This window comes from Verrucomicrobiota bacterium, from assembly GCA_016871495.1.
Classification (GTDB): domain Bacteria; phylum Verrucomicrobiota; class Verrucomicrobiia; order Limisphaerales; family VHDF01; genus VHDF01.
Map to the genome: position 1 here is coordinate 79,911 of VHDF01000004.1, position 20,532 is coordinate 100,442.

Here is a 20,532-nt window from a genome sequence, read left to right on the forward strand (position 1 = left end):
AAAATGGAATCGGATCTCACGGAGGAACGAAGATGGCGAAGCATGCTTAAACCGACAACCTCTTGAATGAGAATGGCTTCGGCGCCTTCTCTCCGTGTCTCTGTGCCTCCGTGAGAGCCCTCCGACTTCCCGCTGTGACCTAGCGGAGTGCAATTGATTGACAGGCCGTTCGCACAACACGGGCATCACACCGCTTTCTCTCTCGCCCCGCGATGCACGAGTGGGGAGAGAGCCGGAGAGAGGGGCATTCTCAGCCTACCCCTCTCCTCGGTCCTCCCCGCTCATGCTTTGCAGGGAGAGGAAGAGGTTCTTTGGGGACCGAGATCTCGAATCCTATCCCGAGATCACGATGGTGCCCATGGCGCCGCTTTACGGGTTGGGTGCGAGGATCTAGCTTTTCCTCACGCAAAGGCCGCGAAGTTCGAGCGTCGCGGGAATTCGTGCTCGCACCGTGCGCCCCACCGCCGCCGCCGAGACCGTCGCTGACCCTGCTCGTTCGGCCTATGCGCGCAGTTCGCATTCGAGGGTCATCGGCCCGTCTTTTCCTTTGCGCACTTTGCGGCCTTTGCGTGAGGTTGTTGAGGTTCATCACGTAGAGGACGCGAAGTTCTCGAAGAAGGCTTCGAGCGAATGGCGTCATAGTTATCGGGTCGATTGCAGTGCGGTCGAGCAGGTCGAGATCCAGGATTTTCGAACACGGGACGCATCGAGAGCCGAACAGGCTGATCCAGTGAGCGCGCCGGAGCCGCTGGACAGCGCGTCACTGATCTGCGACGTTCGGTGGCAGTGAACCGATGAGGCCGCCGAACCATCGGGTGCTTCGAACCGAAGGTAGCCGGTGCACCCCGAGCGTACACCGCAGAGATGGGAAGGGCGCAGAGATGAATTCCGATTCCGCTCCCTAACTTCCTCTGCGTTTTTCTCGCCTCTGCGGTGTCATCCTCCCTCCAAGGCGGCGAACGACTTCGGGCATCAAGTCTTTGACCGGATCATGGCCGCCCGGGTTGGCGTTTGCGTTTGGGCTGAGCCGGTGCCGGAAGCGGCAGCTTGAGTCCGGACACCTCCGGAGCGGCGGGCGGGGCGTTCAAGGCGTTGAGAGCACTCGAAATTCCAAACAATCGAGTTTTCGCAACTTGCACTGAACGAAACGGCACCCCTTTCCTGAATTTACCTCTCGACACACGGTGGGGCGGGCTTTCTCCTGATCAGCAACCAAAATGAAGCAAGGTAAGACACCGTGGTGCGGCGTCCTGAGCCCTCAAGCTCCCTGTTTCGGAACAGGCATGAACTTTCCGGACCGCACCGTCCTCCTTCCCAATATCATGGCCGGAGTTTGGCCATTCTCCTCGCTTTTTCTCTCATGCCTCCTGCTGCTCTCCCTGTTCCCGCAACTCCACAGCCAGGTGCTCTTCCAACTTGGGACATTCGACGGTTCTTCCTCGGAATTCAGCCCTATCTTCGACCCGGCCACGGGTCAACGCCGCATCGACTACGCCAATCCCCAATCCGATCCGGTCTTTGTGGTGGGGCGCGATCGACCCGACGAAAAATGGTTTTCCTTCCAACCCGGCACCGCCAACGGCGCCGTGGGTCATCGCGCGCACCCCTTCACCATTGAGTTCGACTGCCCTTCCCCCGCTCCCGCTTCCGCCCGGCTCGACGTCGCCCTCCTGGCCTATAGCACACGGCTGCCCGCGCTCAAAATCGAGATCCATGGACGCCAGGGCGAATTCTTTCAATCGCCTGTCCTCGATCATCGCGCCGGGGATCCCGCCGTCTTCTTTCTCCCTCACTACTCCACGTCCCGGCTCCAATGCGACCTGCCACCCCACGCGCTGCAACCCGGACGCAACCGAATCGTTCTCACTGCCGTGGATCATCCTTCCGACCGCGACGATGTCCGCCCCTCCGGTTATCCCTGGCCCGGGAATTCCGGCATCATTTACGACGCGATTCTGCTCCAGGGTCAACCCGATGCCGCTCCACGCTCATCTCCCGCCCTGCGGGTCGAACCGACGATTTTCTTCCGAAAAGCCGGCCCAAACCTGGAAGAGCGATTCGACCTCATCGTCGAATCCACCTCTCCCCTGGCAGGCGCGACCGGGGCCATCAAAGTGGCCGGCGCTCAACGCGAATTCAAACTTCAAGCGCCAACCCATTTCGGGGAACAACGCGCCCAAGTCTGGATTCCCGCCTTTTTAGGAACCCTCGACGCCTCCGTTTCTCTCACCCATCACGGACAAACCTTCGACTATCCCGTCCGCCTCCGTGCCGCCCGGCGATGGACACTCCTCCTGGTTCCCAACGAGCACCTCGATGTCGGCTACACGGATTACGAATCCAAGGTGGCGGAACTTCAGAGCCGGACGATTGACCGCGCCCTGGAACTCACGCGCCAGCATCCCGGTTTCACGTTTACCCTGGACGGCTTCTGGGTGGCCGAGAAGTTTCTCGCCGGGCGTTCGGAATTCTGGCGGCGGCGGATGCGTGAAGCGGTGCGAAAAGGAACCCTCCAAATTCCCGCCGTCTATGGAAGTGGCTTCACCGGATTCGCCAGTCTGGAGAATTTGATCCGGTCCCTCTACCCTTCCGCGCAGTTTCTCCATTCGGTGGGTCAACAACCGGAGTTCGCCCTCATCACCGACGTGCCCTCCTACTCGTGGTCTCTGGCTTCCGTGCTCGCGGCCGCGGACATTCGCTACTTGGTGGCCGCGAGTGACGCCTACCGCGCTCCCTTCCTTCTCTACAACCTTTACCACACCACCTCTCCGCACGAATGGGAAGGTCCTGACGGCGCGCGGGTCCTGACCTGGTACTCGCGGCATTATCACCAAGTCGCGTCGCTCTTCGGCATGCCCCCGCAAATCCTTCAAGGCATGGAATCCCTCCCTCGCTTCCTCCAAGCCTACGATCATGATGCCTATCCCAGTTCAACCGTGCTGCTCTACGGGACGCAGGTCGAGAACACGGAATTGCATCCCGCCCAAGCCGAACTCGCCGCGCGTTGGAACGCTCGATTCGCCTACCCCAAAATCGAATACTCCAGCTTTCCGAACGCCCTCCGCCGCATCGTCGCCGAAGGAGCGCCCACCCCGGTCCACCGAGGAGACGGCGGCCCTTATTGGGAAGACGGCCTGGGCGCCAACGCCCGTCTCACCGCCCTGGCCCGCCGCAACATGGATCGCATCCTGACCGCCGAGATCCTCTCCTCAACCGCCGGATTGCTTGCCCGCGATTTCCGCCCTGACACCCCTCTTTTCGCCTCGGCCTGGCGGAACCTGCTGTTGACGGACGAACACACGTGGCACGCGGACCAGAGCGTGCGCGAGCCGGAGAGCCACCAAAGCCTTCGCCAGGGCGAGGTCAAGGAATCCCGAGCCCAGCGTGCCAAGCAGGACATCGATCACCTTGCCGGACGCGCCTTCTCCGCGCTCGCGGAAACCCTCGACGCCCCTCCGGGGGACTGGGTGGTGTTCAATCCCCTCAGTTGGCCACGCCCGGGTTTCATCGAGCTCGATTTGCCAAAAGGACGCCGCCTGATCGACGCCGTCACTGGCCAGGCCATCCCTTCTCAAATCGTCTTCACGGGAAATGGCATCCACCGCCATTCGGCTTGGATTCCGGAAGTCGGCTCCGTCGGATACCGAGTACTCCGCGCGGTTCCCGCGTCATCGTCCGATGCCATCGTTGAACTCGATCCCAGCCGGCCCCTTGAGAATAGCCATTACCGTATCGAGGCGGACCTCGAGCGCGGAGGCCTCGCGAGCCTCTATGACAAGCAACTTCAGCGCGAATGGATCGACCGCAAAGCTGCCCACACCTTCAATCAGCATCTGCACGTGACGGGTGCGGACGATCTGCCAAACCGCCTGGTGCAATTCAGTTCGGTCTCACCACTGCCGAATCTGCACATCCACACCCCGACCGACCTCAAAGTTCTTCGGGCCTGGAAATCCCCCGTCGCCACACATCTGCTCGTGCGATCCCGCAATCAGCTCACCCCCGTCCTGGAATCCGAATACATCCTGCACGATCACCTCAAGCGCCTGGATATCGTCAACCGGCTCACCAAGGAGCGAAGTTACCGCAAAGAAGGAGTCTATTTCGCGTATCCCCTGCGCATCACCGAGCCCGAGTTCCGCCACGCCACCCAAAACGGCTTCGTCAATCCCGGGCGGGATATGTTGCCGGGGGCAGGCCTCGAATGGTTCATCCATCAAGGATGGATCTCGGCCTCGGACACGCAAGGTCAGGCCCTCCTGCTCCCTCAGGACGCACCCCTCTTCACACTGGGCGACATTGCCCGCGGAGCCTGGCCCAGCGTATTCGGCTCTCGTCCCGCTCACCTCTACTCCTACGTCATGAACAATTACACGCCGGAAGGTTACCTGGCTGGACAAGGAGGCGAATTTACCTTTGCCTGCACGTTCACCACCGGCACGGCCTTCGATCCCGTCACCGCCTACCGGATCGCCGCCGAGATTCAATCGCCCCTGGAAGTGAATGAAATCACCCGGAACGACCGCGCGGACCAGCGTCAGCGCACTGGCCCATCCGTCCGGGAATTCCTGCGGATCGAACCGGAGAGGGTCGCCCTCAGCACCTGGAAACGGGCTGAAAACGATCAAGGCTACGTGCTCCGCTTTCTCGAAATCAGCGGGAAGCCTCAACGGGCGAAGGTTTCATCCCCGTTCTGGAACCTTCGATCCGTTCATCGCTGCAACGCGCTCGAGTTGCCCAAGGAAAAAGTCCAATCCAGCGCCCGGACCTTCGAGTTTGACCTCCCCCCTTTCGGCATCGGCACGTTCCATGTGAAAACGAGTCCTTGAGCAACTCACCTGCCAAGACGCAGAGGCTCGAGCTCCCATCGTTGGTCGGGGATCGATCCCAACCCGGCTCGCCCGTTTCGCGGTTTCCACTTCGCGACTCAACTCTCGAACAATGCGCGCATTCCCTCCCGATCGAGGCCGGCGCCGAGTGCCAGCATCAGCTCCAAACGCGCCTTGGGCGCCGGCAGCCAACCCGACAATAGCACTCCCAGGCGGCGCAGATGCTTGCCGGATCCCGCGTAAGCATAAGTATCCAAGACGCGGCCCTGCGGACACCGCGAACAAATCACCAGGGGCACTCCCGTTTGAGAAGCGCGCTCCACCGCCGGAATGGCGGTCACCGGCACGTTGCCCCGTCCCAGCCCCTGCAACACCACCCCGCGAGCGCCGCCACCCAACGCCGCGTCAATCAACCTTCCGTCCGAACCCGCGGCCAGTGTCACGATCTCCACGCGTTCTTCCAATCGCCCGCCCCATAAAGGTTCGCGCCTCGGTACGCTGCGAGAAACGATGACGCGATCTTTCTCCACAATCCCCACCGGCCCGAAATCACGCCCCTGAAAAGTGTCCACACGCTCCGTATGGGTCTTCTGCGCGTCCAGCGCATGGACGATGGAATCGTTCAACACCACACATGTCCCCAGCAGCGCGCAGGCCGGTTCCACACAAGCGCGGACGGCGGATCGCAGATTCGCCGGCCCATCCCAGCCCAACTCCGAGCTGTTGCGCATCGACCCGACGAAGATCACCGGTTTCATGGGCCTCAATGCGCGCTCCACCAAATAGGCCGACTCTTCCAAGGTATCCGTGCCATGGGTCACGACGACGCCTTGCACGACCGGATCCGCCAGCAGCGGTTCCAGGACGGCGATCAGCCTGACCATCTCGGAAGGCGTCATGTGGGGCCCCGGATGCAGCGCGAAATCGACGCATTCCAATTGAGCCCAAGCCTCCAGACCTGGAACGGTCTCCAGAATGCGTTTTCCGGACAGCGCGGGCACTGGTCCGCCGGACGCTGGATCGAATTGCATCGAGATCGTTCCTCCGGTGAAAACCATCACGACTTTGGGCAAGGCGGACATGGGCTTTCGCACCCGCGTGATCGGGCCTACGCCGGACTGGTCTCGATGTCCTCAGGACGGATATCGAGACATTCGTCCTGATCCTCCCAAACGACCGCGGGGAAGAACTCCAGCAACCGCGGGATCAGTTCCAGACCGGCTTTGGCCAGGAGCAACTCGGCCTTTTCCGCCGCGCGCTCCAGCTCCCGATCGTAATTCTTGACGCTGCGCCGTTGCGGATCGTCCCAGTGGGCGACGGCATGAACGGCGGCATACTCCTTCGCCCACTGCTGAATGGGCGAGCGTAACTCGTCGGCAATGTCCTCGTAGGGCACCGCGCTGCCCGCACAGTGCTGGCAGACGAGTCCTGATTCGGTGATATCGCGGGTGAATAAAGGCAGCAACGGGGCGCGGCAGCAGGGGGACTCGGGATAACCGTGCGGAGGACTCGCCAGCCTCTTCAACCACACTTGACGGTCATGGCCGATTTGGGCCGCCAGTCGGTAGGCTCCCAGCAGGGGATGCGAAAGGCGCCAAACCCGCCCATGCAACTGGCTGAGGGTTTGCGACATCCACCGGGCCAGGGTGTGATCGTCGAAATCTTTAAACACGAGCCCATACTCGATCCATAAACGATCAAGAGGCGAATCCGAACCGGAAGACATGAAACAACTCTGCGCGAGCTCAAACAAACTGCAACCGAAAACCCGCCACTTGAATGGGAGAAAGGATTCTGGCAAGAGAATCTCCCTATGGCCACTTACGTTTACGAAACGATTCCATCCAATCCGAAACAAAAGCCCCGCCGGTTCGAAATCGAACAGAAAATGAGCGACCCTGCCCTCACGCACGATCCCCAATCCGGACAACCTGTTCGCCGTATCATCATCGGAGGAAGCGGCTGGGTCACCCACGGCACCAGCATCCTGTCCATGAAGGTGAAACGATCCAAGTAACCCGGTTCGCCCCCGCACGGCACAGACGATGGTGCCAGCCGGGGGTTCTTGATTTTGGCTGAGTCGCGCGAGCCTGCCTGTGCCGATACCGCGACGGGTTCAGAGGCCCAGGAAGTGGCATAGCCCGGGTATTTCGCACTGGGCTTGAATCCGCGAGTGTGCGCCGCGTGACGGCACGCGGCCTACCATCGCGACGACCTCTGTGTTTGAAGGCCCGGTGTCCTCACCGGGCGTCCCGTGCATGAAATAGGCAGGGCTAGTCCGCCCCATGTTGAAAGGATCAAGAGCCTAACCCTTCGCGCCACCTCGCAGGTTGGGCAACTTGCGCCTAAGCCGCCATACGCAAACGAAGCCTTCGTTTCCGCAAAGCCCCGCATGAACGGCATTGCAGTCCGCCACCCCCGGTCTCCGCGATTCCGCGAGGCGCCCCGCCGCTTACTTCGGCTGGATCTGCAGCTGATACGGCGCCGAGAGCTTGCTGTTCGGACGCCGCGCGGGGATGCTCAGATACTCGTAGTCGAATTTGAACCGATAGTTCACCACCGGCTGCTCTGCAGGCAGGGGCACCATGGCTTCCCAACGGTTTTGAAGCATGGGGGTGCGCTGGAGCGGATAGCTCTCCGTCCCAATCACCACATAGGGCTTCAAGGTGTCCTTGCGCAAACTCTGTTGGTTGCTCTGCCATTCCACCTGGAACAGGTAGAGTCCGTCCTGATGGCGCGGATAACGCGAAGGCGTGAGGTTGTGGATGGACGTGGTGGTGCAACCGCTCAACACGAGGACCATGCCTGTGGCCACGATTCTTCCCAGTACCGAAAGGAGCTTCATGATCGACATCCGATACACGAGCGTATCCGCGGAGTAAAGTGGGATCTCGATTCTCCACGCCCCGCGGTGCATCCTAAGGTTGTCGGTGACCGGGTTGTCGTGGTCACGCAGACAGCCCTGTCTGCTGTGGCGCAGGCTGCCCAAACTGCGGGGCGACGAAGGATCTGATCAGCCGGCACTCGAAACGGCCTTCAGGAAAGCCTCGATTTTTCGGACATCCTTCAAGCCCGGAGCGGATTCCACCCCGCTCGATACATCCACCCCATAGGGCCGAACCCGCCGTACGGCGTCCGCCACATTGTCGGGGTTCATCCCGCCGGCAAGGATCACCGGTTTGCCCAAAGCCGTGGCCTCAGCCGCAATATCCCAATCGAATCTTGCCCCGGTGCCGCCATGAGCCCCTTCGACGTGAGCGTCCAGGAGCCACGCGGAAATCTGGAAGTGCGGCAAATTCTCAAGCACCGTCCGGTCTCGAACGCGAAAAGCCTTGATGATGTTTAATCCCGCAAACTGACGGCAAAATTCCGGTGTTTCCTCCCCGTGCAATTGGACCGCCGACAACCCACATCGAGCAACCGCCTCCCTGACTTCCCCGGCAGCCGGATTGACAAAGACTCCGACCCGCGCCACGAAGGGCGCCAATGGCGAAACCACGGCGCAAGCCTGCTCCAGCGTGACATGGCGCTTGCTGCCCGCGTAAAACATCAGACCGATCGCGTCCACCCCGAGATCCGAGCAGATTTTCGCATCCTCCGGGCGCGTAAGACCGCAGATTTTGATTCGGGGACGCATGCCTGGCACCGGCTTGCCCGCATTAACCAAGTTTGACCGGCTTGCCCGTCTCGGCCGAGCGGTCCGCCGCGAACAAAACCTCGAAGGTGCGCATGGCGTCGGTCAGCGATGTTAATGGCATTTCGCGTCCGGCCCTGACCGCTTCGAAGAAAGCCTCGAACTGAGTTTGATACGGATGATCACTCACATCACCCGAATCGAGCATTTTCATGGATAGCTGGCTCCAGTGGTGCTTGTCCAACCCCCCCACCTTGCTCGAGTGAAATCGGTTGTCCAGCAAGCTCCCTTCGCTCCCGACGAGATGGGTGTGAAAGTAATAGGGTTGATGACAATCAATGGACGACGAGCATTTCCCCACGCGGCCATCCTTGAACTTCAAAATGGACACACTGGTCGTGGGATACTCGTAAGGTTTGAAGACGGGGCTGGCCGACCGGGCAGACAAGCTCTGCACGCTTTCCACCTCTCCCGGCATGCACAAGAGCAGGGCGTCGAGGGCGTGGCATCCGGCGGAAAGCAGACTGCTCCCGCCCACTTTGCGGGTCACATTCCACCGAAACTGCCCATACCACGGCCCGATCCCGTGATAGTAATCGACTTCGGCGTAATGCAGGGTGCCGAGCAACCCCTGGTCCAGCACCGATTTCGTCGCCAGAAACTGGCTGGAATACCGGCATTCGAAGCAAACGCAAGTCCTCACCTTCGCCTTGCGAACCGCGTCCTGCACGTCCAGGCAGTCTTTCCAGCTCAACGCCAGCGGCTTTTCGATGATCAGATGCTTGCCCGCCCTGGCCACCTGAATGGCCTGCCTCGCGTGTGAGTCTGGGTAACTGCACAGGGAAACCACATCCAAGTCGGGGTCCTTCAGCATCGCGCCCAAATCGACATAAGCCTTGATGTGTCCTCCGTGTTTGGCCGAAAGCTCCCCCGAAGCCAGGCGGCGAGCCGAGCACACCGCCGTCACTTGAGCCTGCGACGTCGCATTGATGGCGGCGATATGCGCTCCGGCCACCCAGCCGTATCCAACGATTCCAACATTGAGTTTTTTCATGGTGTAAAGGAGTGCGTGTTGTAGGGATCGCCGCGGAGGTTAAGTACCCGACCGAAAAATGCAAGGGAACGCGCGCGCGCCTTCGCTGATGTTCGCCCCGGAGTCCGTTCAAAAAGCCAGAACCGAGCACGCTGCCGCCGCCAGCCACAAGCACAACACGGCGCGGGATTTCGAAAGGCCGACCCGCACCAATTGATGTGACAGGTGATTTGTGTCGCCCACCCAAAAACGCCGCCCATGCCACGTTCTCCAAACCACCACCCACACCATGTCCACCAGCGGCACCGCCAGCAACCAGAGGGCGGTGGGGAACGGACGGACGGATTCGTTTTCTTCCGCCGCGCCCTGCCCTGCGAGCGGCAGCACGCTCAACAAATAGCCCAGCAGATGACTGCCCGTGTCGCCCAGAAACACTCTGCCTTGCGGAAAGTTCCAAGGCAGGAATCCTGCAATCGCGCCGCAAAACAAGAAGGCCAGGGACGCCACCAGATACTGTCCATGCTGGGCGAACCAGACGCCGAAGGCAAAGGTGGCGATCGCCGAAATACCCCCGCACAAACCATTCATGTTATCCATAAAATTCATGGCGTTGGTCACCGCCAAAACCCAAAACACGGTGGCGACCCCATTCAACCACCCCCATTCCCGGCTCAATGGGAGCACAAACCCCGAAACGGCTGCGATGAGAGCGCAGGCGCATTGTCCCGCGAACTTCGGCCCAGGTCCCAATTCCCTCAGATCATCCTGACAGCCCAGCCACACCATTCCCAAAGCGCCCGCCAAGAGCCCGGCGATCGCTCCCAGGCGACGGTCCATGCCATAAGCCAGCGGTCCCAACTCCCCTGCCCACCATCCCGGCCAGACGATCAGGAATCCTCCCACCATCAAGGGCAACGAAACCGCGCACAGAATCGACCAACCCCCTGCCAAAGGTACCGGCTCCTGATGGATTTTCCGATGCCCGGGATCATCCATCAGCCCTCGGGAACGGCACCATCGTCTCCACAAGGGCATGCCCACCCCTGCGCACAAGGCCGCCGAAACAAAAGCAGCCAGATAAACATGGAACGGAAAACTCAACATGAAGGTCGCGGTTCCAAATCAGTTCTCCCGGCGAGGCGCCGATACAAGGCCTCCAGTGAATCCACCATGGTCTCCACCGAAAACCGGCTTGCAACCCATCTCCGGCCCTGCTCTCCAAACCGTCGCCTCAGTTCAGGCTTCTCCGCAAGTTCCACCAGGCGTTCACTCAATCCCCGCACGTCTCCTGCCTTCAGCAGGAAGCCATGCTCCCCGTCCAAACAGACCTCCCGGGCGCCATCGACGTCGAACGCCACCACCGGCTTTCCCGCCGCCAAGGCCTGGGGAAGTGCGCGCGGCAAACCCTCACGGCGTGACAAATGCGCCAAAACATCCATCTGCGCCACACAACCGGGAACTTCTTCCGGCCGGACCAGCCCGGCGAATACAACCGCCCGTTCCAAACCCAACCGGCGGATCTCCGCTTCCAGAACACCCCGCAACGACCCGTCTCCGACCATCAGAAACTTCGCCCGGGGCACGCGCTCCAACACCAGCGGCGCGGCCGAAATCAAATCTTCCATGCCCTTGAGCGGAGCCAGTCGCGACAACGTTCCCACCACGAAGTCGTCCTCGCCAATGCCCCAGCCGGCACGGACCGCGGGATCCCTCCTCGCCTCCGCAAAAGGCCGGGTGTCGAAACCGCTCCGGATCAGCGTGTAATCATCCGGCCGTCCAAGGCCCGCCGCCAGGTACTGATCAATCATGGCCTGAGCAACCGCCACATAATGATGAGTGCATCGCCCGGCGGCACGCTCAGCCCCACGAAATGCCGCGTTCGCAAGTCGGCCCTGGAACGGACCGAAGGAAGGTCCGTGAATGGTGTGAACGATGGTCTGAATCCGAGCGCTACGCGCCGCCCAACGTCCGAGCACGCCCGCCTTGCCACTGTGAGTATGAACCATGTCCGGACGCGACGCTCGCAAAACCCGGGTCAAGGCAAGGTAAGCCTGCAGGTCATGCCACGGATGCACCGGACGAATCAGGGAACGCACGATTCTCAGCCGCACCGGGCGGGAACCCTCCAACCAGTTTTCGAGGGATCCCTCGGGCCCCTCCGTGGGTCCCGAGATCAACTCCACTTCCCACCCGGGCTTCGCCGCGAGCCCGAGCGCCGAAGCCAGCGTGTTCTCCTGAGCCCCTCCGACGATCAGACGCGTGATGATGTGCGCGATCCGCATGGAATGACGGCCCATCGAGCGCAGAGCCGGAAGGAGTCGGTTGCAACGGAACCCTTCGGGCGACGAAGGCGCATGCTCGGGCCGCGGAAAGGAAAGAGGGGTGAGCCATGGTCCTGCGCGGGACGATCAAGCCGGAACGACGAAGCCCGTTGCATCATCCCGGCTAGTGTGCTGTTCATGAATGGGGTGGGCCTTTGCGGCGAAGGATTTTGGCCGCGGACGAGGCGCGACGAAGGAGCATATCTGCAGAGAGACGTGACTGAGGAGCCACGAAGCCCACGACCGAAAGACTCGCCGCCCGAAGGGTTGCGCCGCTTGGGCGGTTCTGGCGTTGTGGCTCCTCGGTCACAGACCGCTGGCGGGTATGCTCCCTCGTCGCGCCTAGCCAGAACCGCCAAAGCGGCGCAACCAATGCCCACCCCATTCATGAACAGCACACTAGAGGCCGCCCTTCAGCTCTTTCAGCTTCTTCTCCACAACCACCACCTCGGGACTGCCCGCCGGCGCGAGTTCGAGGAACTTTTCGTAGTGGGAGATGGCGGCGGACTTGTCCTTGCGAGCGCTGGCCACTTCTCCCAGGCCGAAAAAAACCACGTGGGAATCCGGAGCCATCCGTTTCAGTTCGTTGTAATCCTTCTCCGCAGCATCCAGCTCGCCCGACTTGAGTTTCGCGATCGCCCGGTTGCGCAGGGCGTTGGCGTTGCCAGGGTCCAGTTTCAGCGCCTGATCCAGTGCCGCCACGGCTTTAGGATAGTCCTTCAGTTCGATGTAGGTCGCCCCGCGGTTCAAAATGGCGCGGAGATTCTTGGGGTTTAACCTGAGCTGCTCCTCGATGGATTCCAGACCCTTTTCAAACCTCCGTGTTCCAAAAAACAGATAAAAGAGCGTGTCCAATAAGGCATCTTCCCGCGGAAACTCCTTGCGAGCCTCTTGCAGGATCTTCTCGGCGCCCGGCGTGTCGCCCTTGCCAAAAACCGCCAAAGCCTCCAGCCGGATCAATTCGATGCTGTCGGCAGTGGACAACGGCGTCGTCCGCTTGCGATCGCGAATCTCCCGCACGATTTCCAGGGTCTTCTCCGGCAAGGGTGCCGTCAAATACAGGTTCCCAAGCCAGAAACGGGCGGACATGTTCTCAGGATCCAAAGCTTGCACGCGCAGAAACTGCAACGCCGCTTGGCGACTCAAGCCTCCTTGCGCGAAAACGGTCCCGATTTCCAAACAGGATTGCGGTTCGTCCAACGGACCATTGGCTGCCAGCAACTCATCCACGGTCCGGTACCGGGCCATGAGCTTTTCCTCGGTCTTGGAGGCTTCCATGGACTTGGGATTCCCGGATCGCAACCCTTCGTTAAACCGGAGGTTTCGAATGGCCGCGATATTTTCGCCATTGAGCTCCACCGCCCGCTTAAACAACTGCCCGGCCTCGTTCAAGCCGCCGAGCTTTTGCATTTCCACGCCGAAATAGTTCGCAGATCGCGAATACCAGGCCCCCACGGCCACGGCGTCGGGAACTTTACGTTCGATGAGGTCGGCCAAGGCTGTCAAACGGGTTTCACGCCCTCTCCAAAACTCCAGATTCTTCGAGACCTCCACCGGATCCAGCCCCAGCGCCGCAATGGAGTTCGTCGGATAAGAATGCAGCCGGTAAAACATGCCGTCCGGTTTCAAATAGAAGGATTCAAAGAATCCGCCAAAGCTGGGCTGCAAATAATACACCTCCCGCGTAGACGAAACATGAATGACGATGCGAAGCAGCGTTCGCTGGTCAAAGACATCCTTGCCCCCCTCGATCGATTCAACCCATTCCTTGGGCAGAAGGTCCGGGTATCGCTTGGCCAACTGGACTTGATAGGCCCCATACTGCAACGCCTGAGTATCCACGAACACCGGCGACTCACCCGCGCCACCAGATCCGAAACCTCCGGACAAAAGCTGAATCTGGCTCGACGTGTCGCTTAAAATGACGGGTGCCTTCGCCGGGATGCGCTCTTTCACATCCGCGACATAGTCACGAAGCACACTTCCGTCCATCGCGGCGAGAGTTTTGTAGTTCTTGTAGACCAGGCCCGCCGGCACGCCCGCCAGGGCCAGCCACACCAAGCCTGCGGTGGCCATCCCCGCTATCGCGGCCAAACCAGAAGGGTTCCGCCGCCCCCTGCTCCCGCCGCGCGCATCACTGCCAATGAGGAGGAAATAGGCGGCAAAATAGCCCACGCAAAGCGCCCCGACATAGTAGAACGTCAACATCGGAAACCCGTAGCCCAACTCGCGCGGACTGAACTTCGGGTCGAACGACACCCACAAGCACGTTCCCAGGAACATCATGTGCGTGAGGCGGAACATCAGGTTCGTCAGCACCGTGCCGGCCACACTGGTGTCGCCAAACGAGGACGGCCAGCGCACACCGATCACTGCCAAAGGAAGTAACGACGTCAAGGAGAGCAACAGAATCCGGCTCTTCGGAAAGTAGAGCAAAATATTCTTCTGAGTCGCCAATTCGATGCGCAGCAAATCCCAAAAGGAACTCGGGGTGGACTTCTGGATCGTGGCCACCAACGGAAGCCACAAATACAGCAACAACCCGACGGAACCGAACGCAACCGTCCGGGCCAGGAACGTCACATCGAAAAACGCGCGTCCGCGAATCCAAACCGCCGCCGCGACAAACAAAGGCAGGAAACCCACCATCGCCCAATTGTTCGCCATCGACACACCCAGCATCAACGCCAGGCGGTCCATCCACTTCTGCTCCAGACCGACGCGGTGCTCCAGAACACAGAGAATGCAGAACGCGAAACAGGCAAGATCGAGCATTTCGCCCGTGGCGGCGATCGCATGCTCCCAAAACGTCAATTGCAAACCACAGACCAGCGCCGCCAGCAGCGGCGGCATCCAAGCCGATGGAATCGAGAGGAAAGAGTGCTCGCTGCGCTCTCGCTGCCGCTGATCACGCGTCCGATCCTGGGGCAGCAGACTGACCGATCGCGCCAGCATCATCAGCGTCAGGGCCGCGAGGACTGCCGTGAACACATTCAAGGCCACGGGCCTGCTGGCTTCAGGCAAGAACTTGAACGGGACCGTCACCAAATGCAGCAGCGGCCCATTCACCTGCGGCGACCAATCCCAACCCGTCACCTTGGCCACCACCGGCAAACTGGCCATCGACACCCAGCGGTTCAGCGTGGCGCCGTAGAGGATCATGCCAAGCAAGGCAATAACCCAGGGCCACTTTGAAATCACCCAGGAGCGTGGATTGCGGTCCGCTTCTTCCATAATCGGGAGCCGCCAGTTGAAGCGAGTTCCCCCGCCTTTGGCAAGGCTATCTTGGCTGGTTTGAATTGCCTCGACAGCGGAAAGCCTGTCGAGTATCGCCTCCATAACGATCCCTCTCGCCGCCATTCGCCCCGCCCCACTCCATCAAACGCATCCCGCGCCCATGAAAAAGAATTTTCGCTCCAAACTCCGCGATGCCTTCACCCTGATCGAGCTCCTCGTGGTCATCGCGATCATCGCCATTCTCGCCGGCATGCTGCTCCCCGCGCTGAGCAAGGCCAAACAACAAGCCAGCCGCGCCAAATGCCTCGGCCAGGTCAAACAGATCCTGCTCTCCACCCACATGTACGTCGGCGATCACCAGGACTACTTGCCCTACACTTCCTGGAGCTCCGGCACATTCAATGTCGCGAATTGGTGCTACATGCGGGTCGTCACCAACAAACCCGACCACACCATCACCCTCGGCCAACTGTGGACCTACCACCAGGAAAAGAGTCTCTACTTCTGCCCCTTGGACAACAAAACCAACACCACCCACTTCCGCGCCCGGGAAATGAAAGTATCCAGTTACATGATGAACGGCGCCGCCTCAGGCTACACCACCGGCCCCGCCGGGAATTTCGTCTCCTACAAAATGTCCCTGTTCAACCCCGATTACATGCTCTACTGGGAAGCTGACGAAAAACAGCCTTCAAACTACGACAACGTCGCCAGCCGCCCCGACGAAGGCGTCACCCGCCGACACAATGAAGGCGTGGTCATGGGCATGTTCGGCGGTCAGACCGAATTCATGAAGTTTCGGCAATATGCCATGGAAGCCGGCATTGGAGGCTTTCGCGGACAGCGACCCGGACGCTTTTGGTGCAACCCCGGCAATCGAACCGGTGAATAATTCCATGCTTCACCGGTTGGTTCCCAAATCTCCCTTGAATGGAGCGCGGCTGTGTGCGAAGCACCAGCCGCAGCAACGTCGCTTTCCATTTGCCCGTCGCTCCTCGCGTTCCCCGTCGGGATCACGCCGTCCTGCGGCTAGTCTGCGTTTTCTTGCCGAGCGGGTAGCGGACCTCGCGCTCAGCCCCATCACCATGAACTCAAAACCAAGGACAATGGGAGAAGCATTCCGATGGATGATTCGTGCGAATCAAAATGGAGCGCGGCGTTTACGCCGCTTCAATGCCCATTCCACCGCGCGCCATCATTCCTTCATGCGCATTCCGTTACTGAAACGGCGGGAACGCCGAAGCCCGGCGATCCAAGGCGCTCCGCGCCTCGCCAGTCGTCTTCTCTCGCTGATTCGTTACGGCTTCTCCCTGTGGCTCCGCGCTCTCCAAGCCCCTCAGTTTCCGATCCGCAGTTCCGGAATCATCGCTTCCCCTGAAACAATTCTCCTTTTGGCTCTGGTCTTCGCCAGTTTCGCGGGATGTTCGAAGAAGCAAGATCAAGATCTCAAGACCCCCGCCACTCCTCAACAAGCGGCCACTCAATTGGACCAAGCTTTCGAATCCGCTCCCTCCCACATCAAACAAAACGCGCAGGCCGCTTCCGCCGCCCTCAAACAAGGCGATTACGAGAAAGCCGTCCTCTCCCTCCAAGTCGTTCGAGACGATCCCAAAGTCACTCTGGACCAGGGACTTGCCGTCCACAATTCGACGGTGCTTCTTGAATCCCGGCTCCTTGATGCCATGGCCTCGGGCGATCCTCAAGCCAAACGAGCCTACGAAGCGCTCAAGGCCATGAAACGGAAATAGCCGTGAGCCGTGTCACGTTCATGGTCAGGGGCGCGGTGGCGTTCCTTCTCTCCAGCCTCGTCGTTTTCGGGACCGTCGCAGGAGCCGGCGGATGGATGTATCGTAATCTCACGGAGGCCGGTGCCTATACGGTCTGGGCGCTCCTGTTCATCATTCTCTCCAACTTATTGCTCTCCAAAGCATTTCGCGTCCCGATCAAGTCGTTTGCGGGGTTGTTCACCGCCGCTTTCATCGCCTACACCCTGGGATGGTGCGCAGCGTGGTTCGCCTCCCCCAATCGGACTGGGGAGATCGTCGCGACGATTCTCGGCCCCCTCCTGATGGCGGCCACCGTGGTCGTCGGTTGCTCCGCCAAGGGCCAAATCATCCCTGTCTCGCTCGCATTGGTCACAGGCCATACCGTCGGTTACTTTCTCGGAAGTTTGCTGCACGATGCGCTGGGTCCCAAAATCGGCATGGTGCTTTGGGGGGTGGCTTACGGACTGGGTTTTGGTGCCGGGATGGGCTACGCCGCTTCCAGCTTGTTAAAAAGCAAGCACGATTCCTCGCAACTTGCGCTTGCATCCCGGCCGGGATCTTCCTAGGATACCTCGATCCCGAAAGCGCAAATGGACTTGCGCGATGTCTTCTCGAACCGCGCATGCCCGTTTATCGCTCAAAGGAAGCAAGCGCATCAGAACCAACCCATAAACCAACTATGAATCTAACCAAGCAACCTCAGCGCGGTCGCTGGAAGTCAGCCTGTGCCGCCGCCATAGGCCTCGCCGGGCTGATCGCCGGCACGACGGCGGGCCAAGCCGCCAGCGCGACGTTTGATTTCACCGCGGACCCGACCGCAGCCGGCTCGGGCTTTATCATCGGTGGAAACAACGAGACGCCCTGGGTCTCCTCCGGAGGTAATCCAGGCGGGTTCCTCGCCATCACTTACCCCATCGGCTCTCAATACACGGGCGTCGTCTTCCCCGACATCGATAGCGGGAAAGTCGTCACCGCGTTCAAATTCGAATGCGACCTCCGCATCGGGAACAGCACCGGCGATCGTGCGGCGGACGGCTTCAGCATCAGCTTCGCCCGCGGCAATGACCCCGTCCTGGCGAACCTGCCTGACAGCATCAGCTCCCAAGGTCTCTTCGCCGGCGGCATCGCCGAAGGCGGCGCCACCACCGGCATCGCGATTGACTTCGACACCTGGTCCGGCAACACCCTGCCCGACGGCGGTGACATCGAAGGCATCATCGTCCGGGTCGATAACAAGACGATCCTCCGCCAACCCCTGCCGACTCGGCACGGCGCTTGCGGTGACAACACCAGCCTCCAAACGGGTCCGCGCGACATCGCTTACTGGCCCGATGGCGATCCCAAAGCCCCAGAATCCTGGAAGACACTCTGCTGGCAGCGCTTTGTGGTCGAGCTGGACAACACCGGTAAACTGACGGTGATTTTCAAAGGCCGGACGCTCCTCGACAAAGCTCAAACAGCCTACTTCCCGAGCGTCGGACGCCTCGTGCTGGCAGGCCGGACCGGCGGTGCCAACGAACACACCCACATCGACAACATCAAGCTCACCACGGAGTCGATCACGGACGCGACCCCTCCCACCGTGCCCACCGCCTTGGCCGGCAGCGCCGTCCATCCTCGCCGAGTGAAGCTGACCTGGACCGCGGCCACGGACGATTCCGGTCGCGCAGCCTATGAGATTGAACGGAATGGCGAAGTGCTCGGCTCGCTGATCAATGCCACCAGCTTCGCTGAAACCGTTAAACCCGGCAGCACCACCAAATACCGCATCCGCGCGATTGACCCGGCTCTGAACCGCTCAGGCTTCACGGCCGAAGTTTCGGTCACCACGCCCCAGGAAGTGCTGACCCGCACCCAAGGCGTCCTGAAATGGGAAGCCTACACCGGCATCGGAGGCACCGCGATCGACGCGCTCACCGGAGACGCAAAGTATCCCGACAACGCCGACGAAGTTCGCGTGATCGGCCGGGCCGAAGGTCCCACCGGCTACGGTGACAATTATGGCGCGCGCATCAGCGGGTTCCTCACGCCATCGGAAACGGCGGATTATGTCTTCTTCCTTTCGGCGGACGACAACGCTCAACTTTTCCTCTCGACCGACGACAAACCGGCCAATGCCAAATTAATCGCCACTGAACCGCAGTGGAACGGCGAACGTCAATGGGTCCTCCGGGATCGGCGCGATCCCGATCTCCCCGAAAACCGCTCGGACAAGTTCGCGGGAACCGAATGGCCCGGAGGCAACACCATCCGGCTTACCTCGGGTCGAAATTACTGGGTATCCCTGATCTACAAAGAAGGCGGCGGCGGCGATAATGGCGCCTTCACCTGGAAGAAAGCCACCGATCCCGATCCCGCCAACGGCTCGGCCGCCCTCAGCGGCAATGTGCTCGGAGCGGATATCGATCCAAACCAAGGCAAACCCAGCATCCTCAACCATCCCGTCAGCGCCAACGTGAACCTGGGTGCCAGCGTGACCTTCAGCACAAAAGCAATTGGCTCCTTGCCGCTCAGTTACCAATGGCAGCGCAATGGCGTGAACATCGCCGGTGCCACCAGCGCCAACTACACCGTAGCTTCGGCCAGCCAATCCACCTACGGCAGTTACACCGTGGTGGTCTCCAATGACGAAGGCAGCTCGACCAGCTCGACTGCCAACCTCATCGTCAACGGCCTGCCGAGCGTTCTGTTCATCCACTCCACCGCGGGTCCGAATGATTCCGACCGTGCGATCGTCAATCGCCTCGGTTCCCAGGGATGGCAAGTGGTCACCGTGGGCGCCTCGCCCTCGCAGACCTCGGACGCAACCGGGAAATCGCTCATCATGATCTCCTCCACCGTCAGTTCCGCGGAGGTCGGCGACAAGTTCAAGGACGCTGCCGTTCCCGTCATGTTCTGGGAACCCGCCAACGAGGACAACTTCGATACCACCGACCGCGCCAATGACGCAGACAACGTCACCCGCGGCAATGCCGGCGGCCAGACCCAGATCAACATTGTCAAAGCGGATCATCCGTTGGCCGCCGGTTTCAAAGCCGGACTGCTTTCCAACGTGAATGCCGCCACCGACATCAGTTGGGGTGTTCCTGGACCCGCCGCCACGATCATCGCAACCATCGCCGATGACGCCACCCGCGCCGCGATCTACGTCTACGAAAAAGGCGCCAAATTGTTTGACGCTTCCATCAAAGCTCCAGCCATCCGCCTCTACTTTGGCATGCTGGACAATACGTTTGCGAACCTCAACGCCGACGGCCTCAAGTTGTTCGATGCGGCCGTCCTCTACGCCGCAGGCGGACCTCCGACGATTCCTTCCTCAACCGAATACGGCATCGGGTTGAACTTCGGTGCTGAAGAAGCCAACGGCAACAACAAAGGCACCCTCGCGGCCGCTGACGTCGCGGGCGTCGCCAGCGTGGCTCAAGCCAACTGGAACAACCTGAAAACAGCCACCGGCAGCGCCACCACCGGCATTGTCGCGGATGTCAAGGGAACTGCCCAACCCACCTCCGTCACCGTCTCCTGGAGGTCCGGAAACACCTGGGCCTCCACCGGACGTGGTGAGGAAAACAACAAGTTCACCGGGAACAACCTCAAGCTGACCACCGGTTACCTTGACACCGGCAATGCCACCACCACCACCGTCAGCATCGCCAGCATCCCGGCTAAGCTCACCGAAGGCGGCTACGATGTCTATGTCTACGCCCTGGGC

The 20,532-nt window shown here is 60.6% G+C and carries 13 protein-coding genes; 5 read left to right on the top strand and 8 right to left on the bottom strand.

All coding sequences use genetic code 11. The features are described 5' to 3' along the window. Positions 1–1,217 precede the first annotated feature (1,217 nt). Positions 1,218–4,829, top strand: coding sequence for a hypothetical protein (locus FJ404_01975; protein MBM3821651.1), 3,612 nt, complete (start codon positions 1,218–1,220; stop codon positions 4,827–4,829). A 98-nt stretch (positions 4,830–4,927) separates the two neighbouring features. Here the strand turns inward: FJ404_01975 and FJ404_01980 are convergent, their stop codons facing one another. Both FJ404_01980 and FJ404_01985 read right to left on the bottom strand, forming a co-directional pair. Further along, a complete protein-coding gene (locus tag FJ404_01980) occupies positions 4,928–5,911 on the bottom strand; it encodes an asparaginase (GenBank protein MBM3821652.1) in 984 nt (327 codons plus the stop codon). 26 nt (positions 5,912–5,937) lie between these two features. After that, on the bottom strand, positions 5,938–6,555 hold the full coding sequence (locus FJ404_01985) for a hypothetical protein (GenBank protein ID MBM3821653.1): 618 nt from the start codon (positions 6,553–6,555) through the stop codon (positions 5,938–5,940). A gap of 87 nt (positions 6,556–6,642) precedes the next feature. Here FJ404_01985 and FJ404_01990 point away from each other — a divergent pair, with 87 nt between their 5' ends. Continuing rightward, entirely contained in the window at positions 6,643–6,846 is a 204-nt protein-coding gene (locus tag FJ404_01990; GenBank protein ID MBM3821654.1) for a zinc ribbon domain-containing protein, read from the top strand. A gap of 435 nt (positions 6,847–7,281) precedes the next feature. Here the strand turns inward: FJ404_01990 and FJ404_01995 are convergent, their stop codons facing one another. The 6 genes from FJ404_01995 to FJ404_02020 form a co-directional block, all read right to left on the bottom strand. After that, positions 7,282–7,674 carry a hypothetical protein gene (locus FJ404_01995; protein ID MBM3821655.1) on the bottom strand — a complete coding sequence of 131 codons (393 nt, stop codon included), beginning with the start codon at positions 7,672–7,674 and terminating at the stop codon, positions 7,282–7,284. A gap of 168 nt (positions 7,675–7,842) precedes the next feature. Continuing rightward, positions 7,843–8,466, bottom strand: a complete 624-nt coding sequence (locus tag FJ404_02000; GenBank protein MBM3821656.1) for a phosphoribosylanthranilate isomerase — start codon at positions 8,464–8,466, stop codon at positions 7,843–7,845. Between the two features lie 22 nt (positions 8,467–8,488). Next, the gene (locus FJ404_02005; GenBank protein ID MBM3821657.1) at positions 8,489–9,517 is read right to left on the bottom strand and encodes a Gfo/Idh/MocA family oxidoreductase; all 1,029 of its coding nucleotides are present in this window, start codon (positions 9,515–9,517) and stop codon (positions 8,489–8,491) included. A gap of 108 nt (positions 9,518–9,625) precedes the next feature. Beyond that, positions 9,626–10,600: an undecaprenyl/decaprenyl-phosphate alpha-N-acetylglucosaminyl 1-phosphate transferase gene (locus FJ404_02010; protein ID MBM3821658.1), complete on the bottom strand. Its 975-nt coding sequence runs from the start codon at positions 10,598–10,600 to the stop codon at positions 9,626–9,628. After that, positions 10,594–11,778, bottom strand: a complete 1,185-nt coding sequence (locus tag FJ404_02015; protein MBM3821659.1) for a glycosyltransferase family 4 protein — start codon at positions 11,776–11,778, stop codon at positions 10,594–10,596. The genes FJ404_02010 and FJ404_02015 overlap by 7 nt, the downstream gene beginning before the upstream one ends. Before the next feature lie 438 nt (positions 11,779–12,216). Beyond that, complete coding sequence (locus tag FJ404_02020) at positions 12,217–15,177, bottom strand: tetratricopeptide repeat protein (protein ID MBM3821660.1); 2,961 nt, start codon at positions 15,175–15,177, stop codon at positions 12,217–12,219. A gap of 37 nt (positions 15,178–15,214) precedes the next feature. On the opposite strand from FJ404_02020, the gene FJ404_02025 reads away from it, so the two are divergent. From FJ404_02025 to FJ404_02035, 3 genes are all read left to right on the top strand, one after another. Continuing rightward, positions 15,215–15,946: a type II secretion system protein gene (locus tag FJ404_02025; protein MBM3821661.1), complete on the top strand. Its 732-nt coding sequence runs from the start codon at positions 15,215–15,217 to the stop codon at positions 15,944–15,946. Between the two features lie 313 nt (positions 15,947–16,259). Then, positions 16,260–16,802: a hypothetical protein gene (locus FJ404_02030; protein ID MBM3821662.1), complete on the top strand. Its 543-nt coding sequence runs from the start codon at positions 16,260–16,262 to the stop codon at positions 16,800–16,802. A gap of 247 nt (positions 16,803–17,049) precedes the next feature. Next, positions 17,050–20,532 (top strand): hypothetical protein (locus FJ404_02035; GenBank protein ID MBM3821663.1); only part of this gene is annotated, 3,483 nt, incomplete at its 3' end.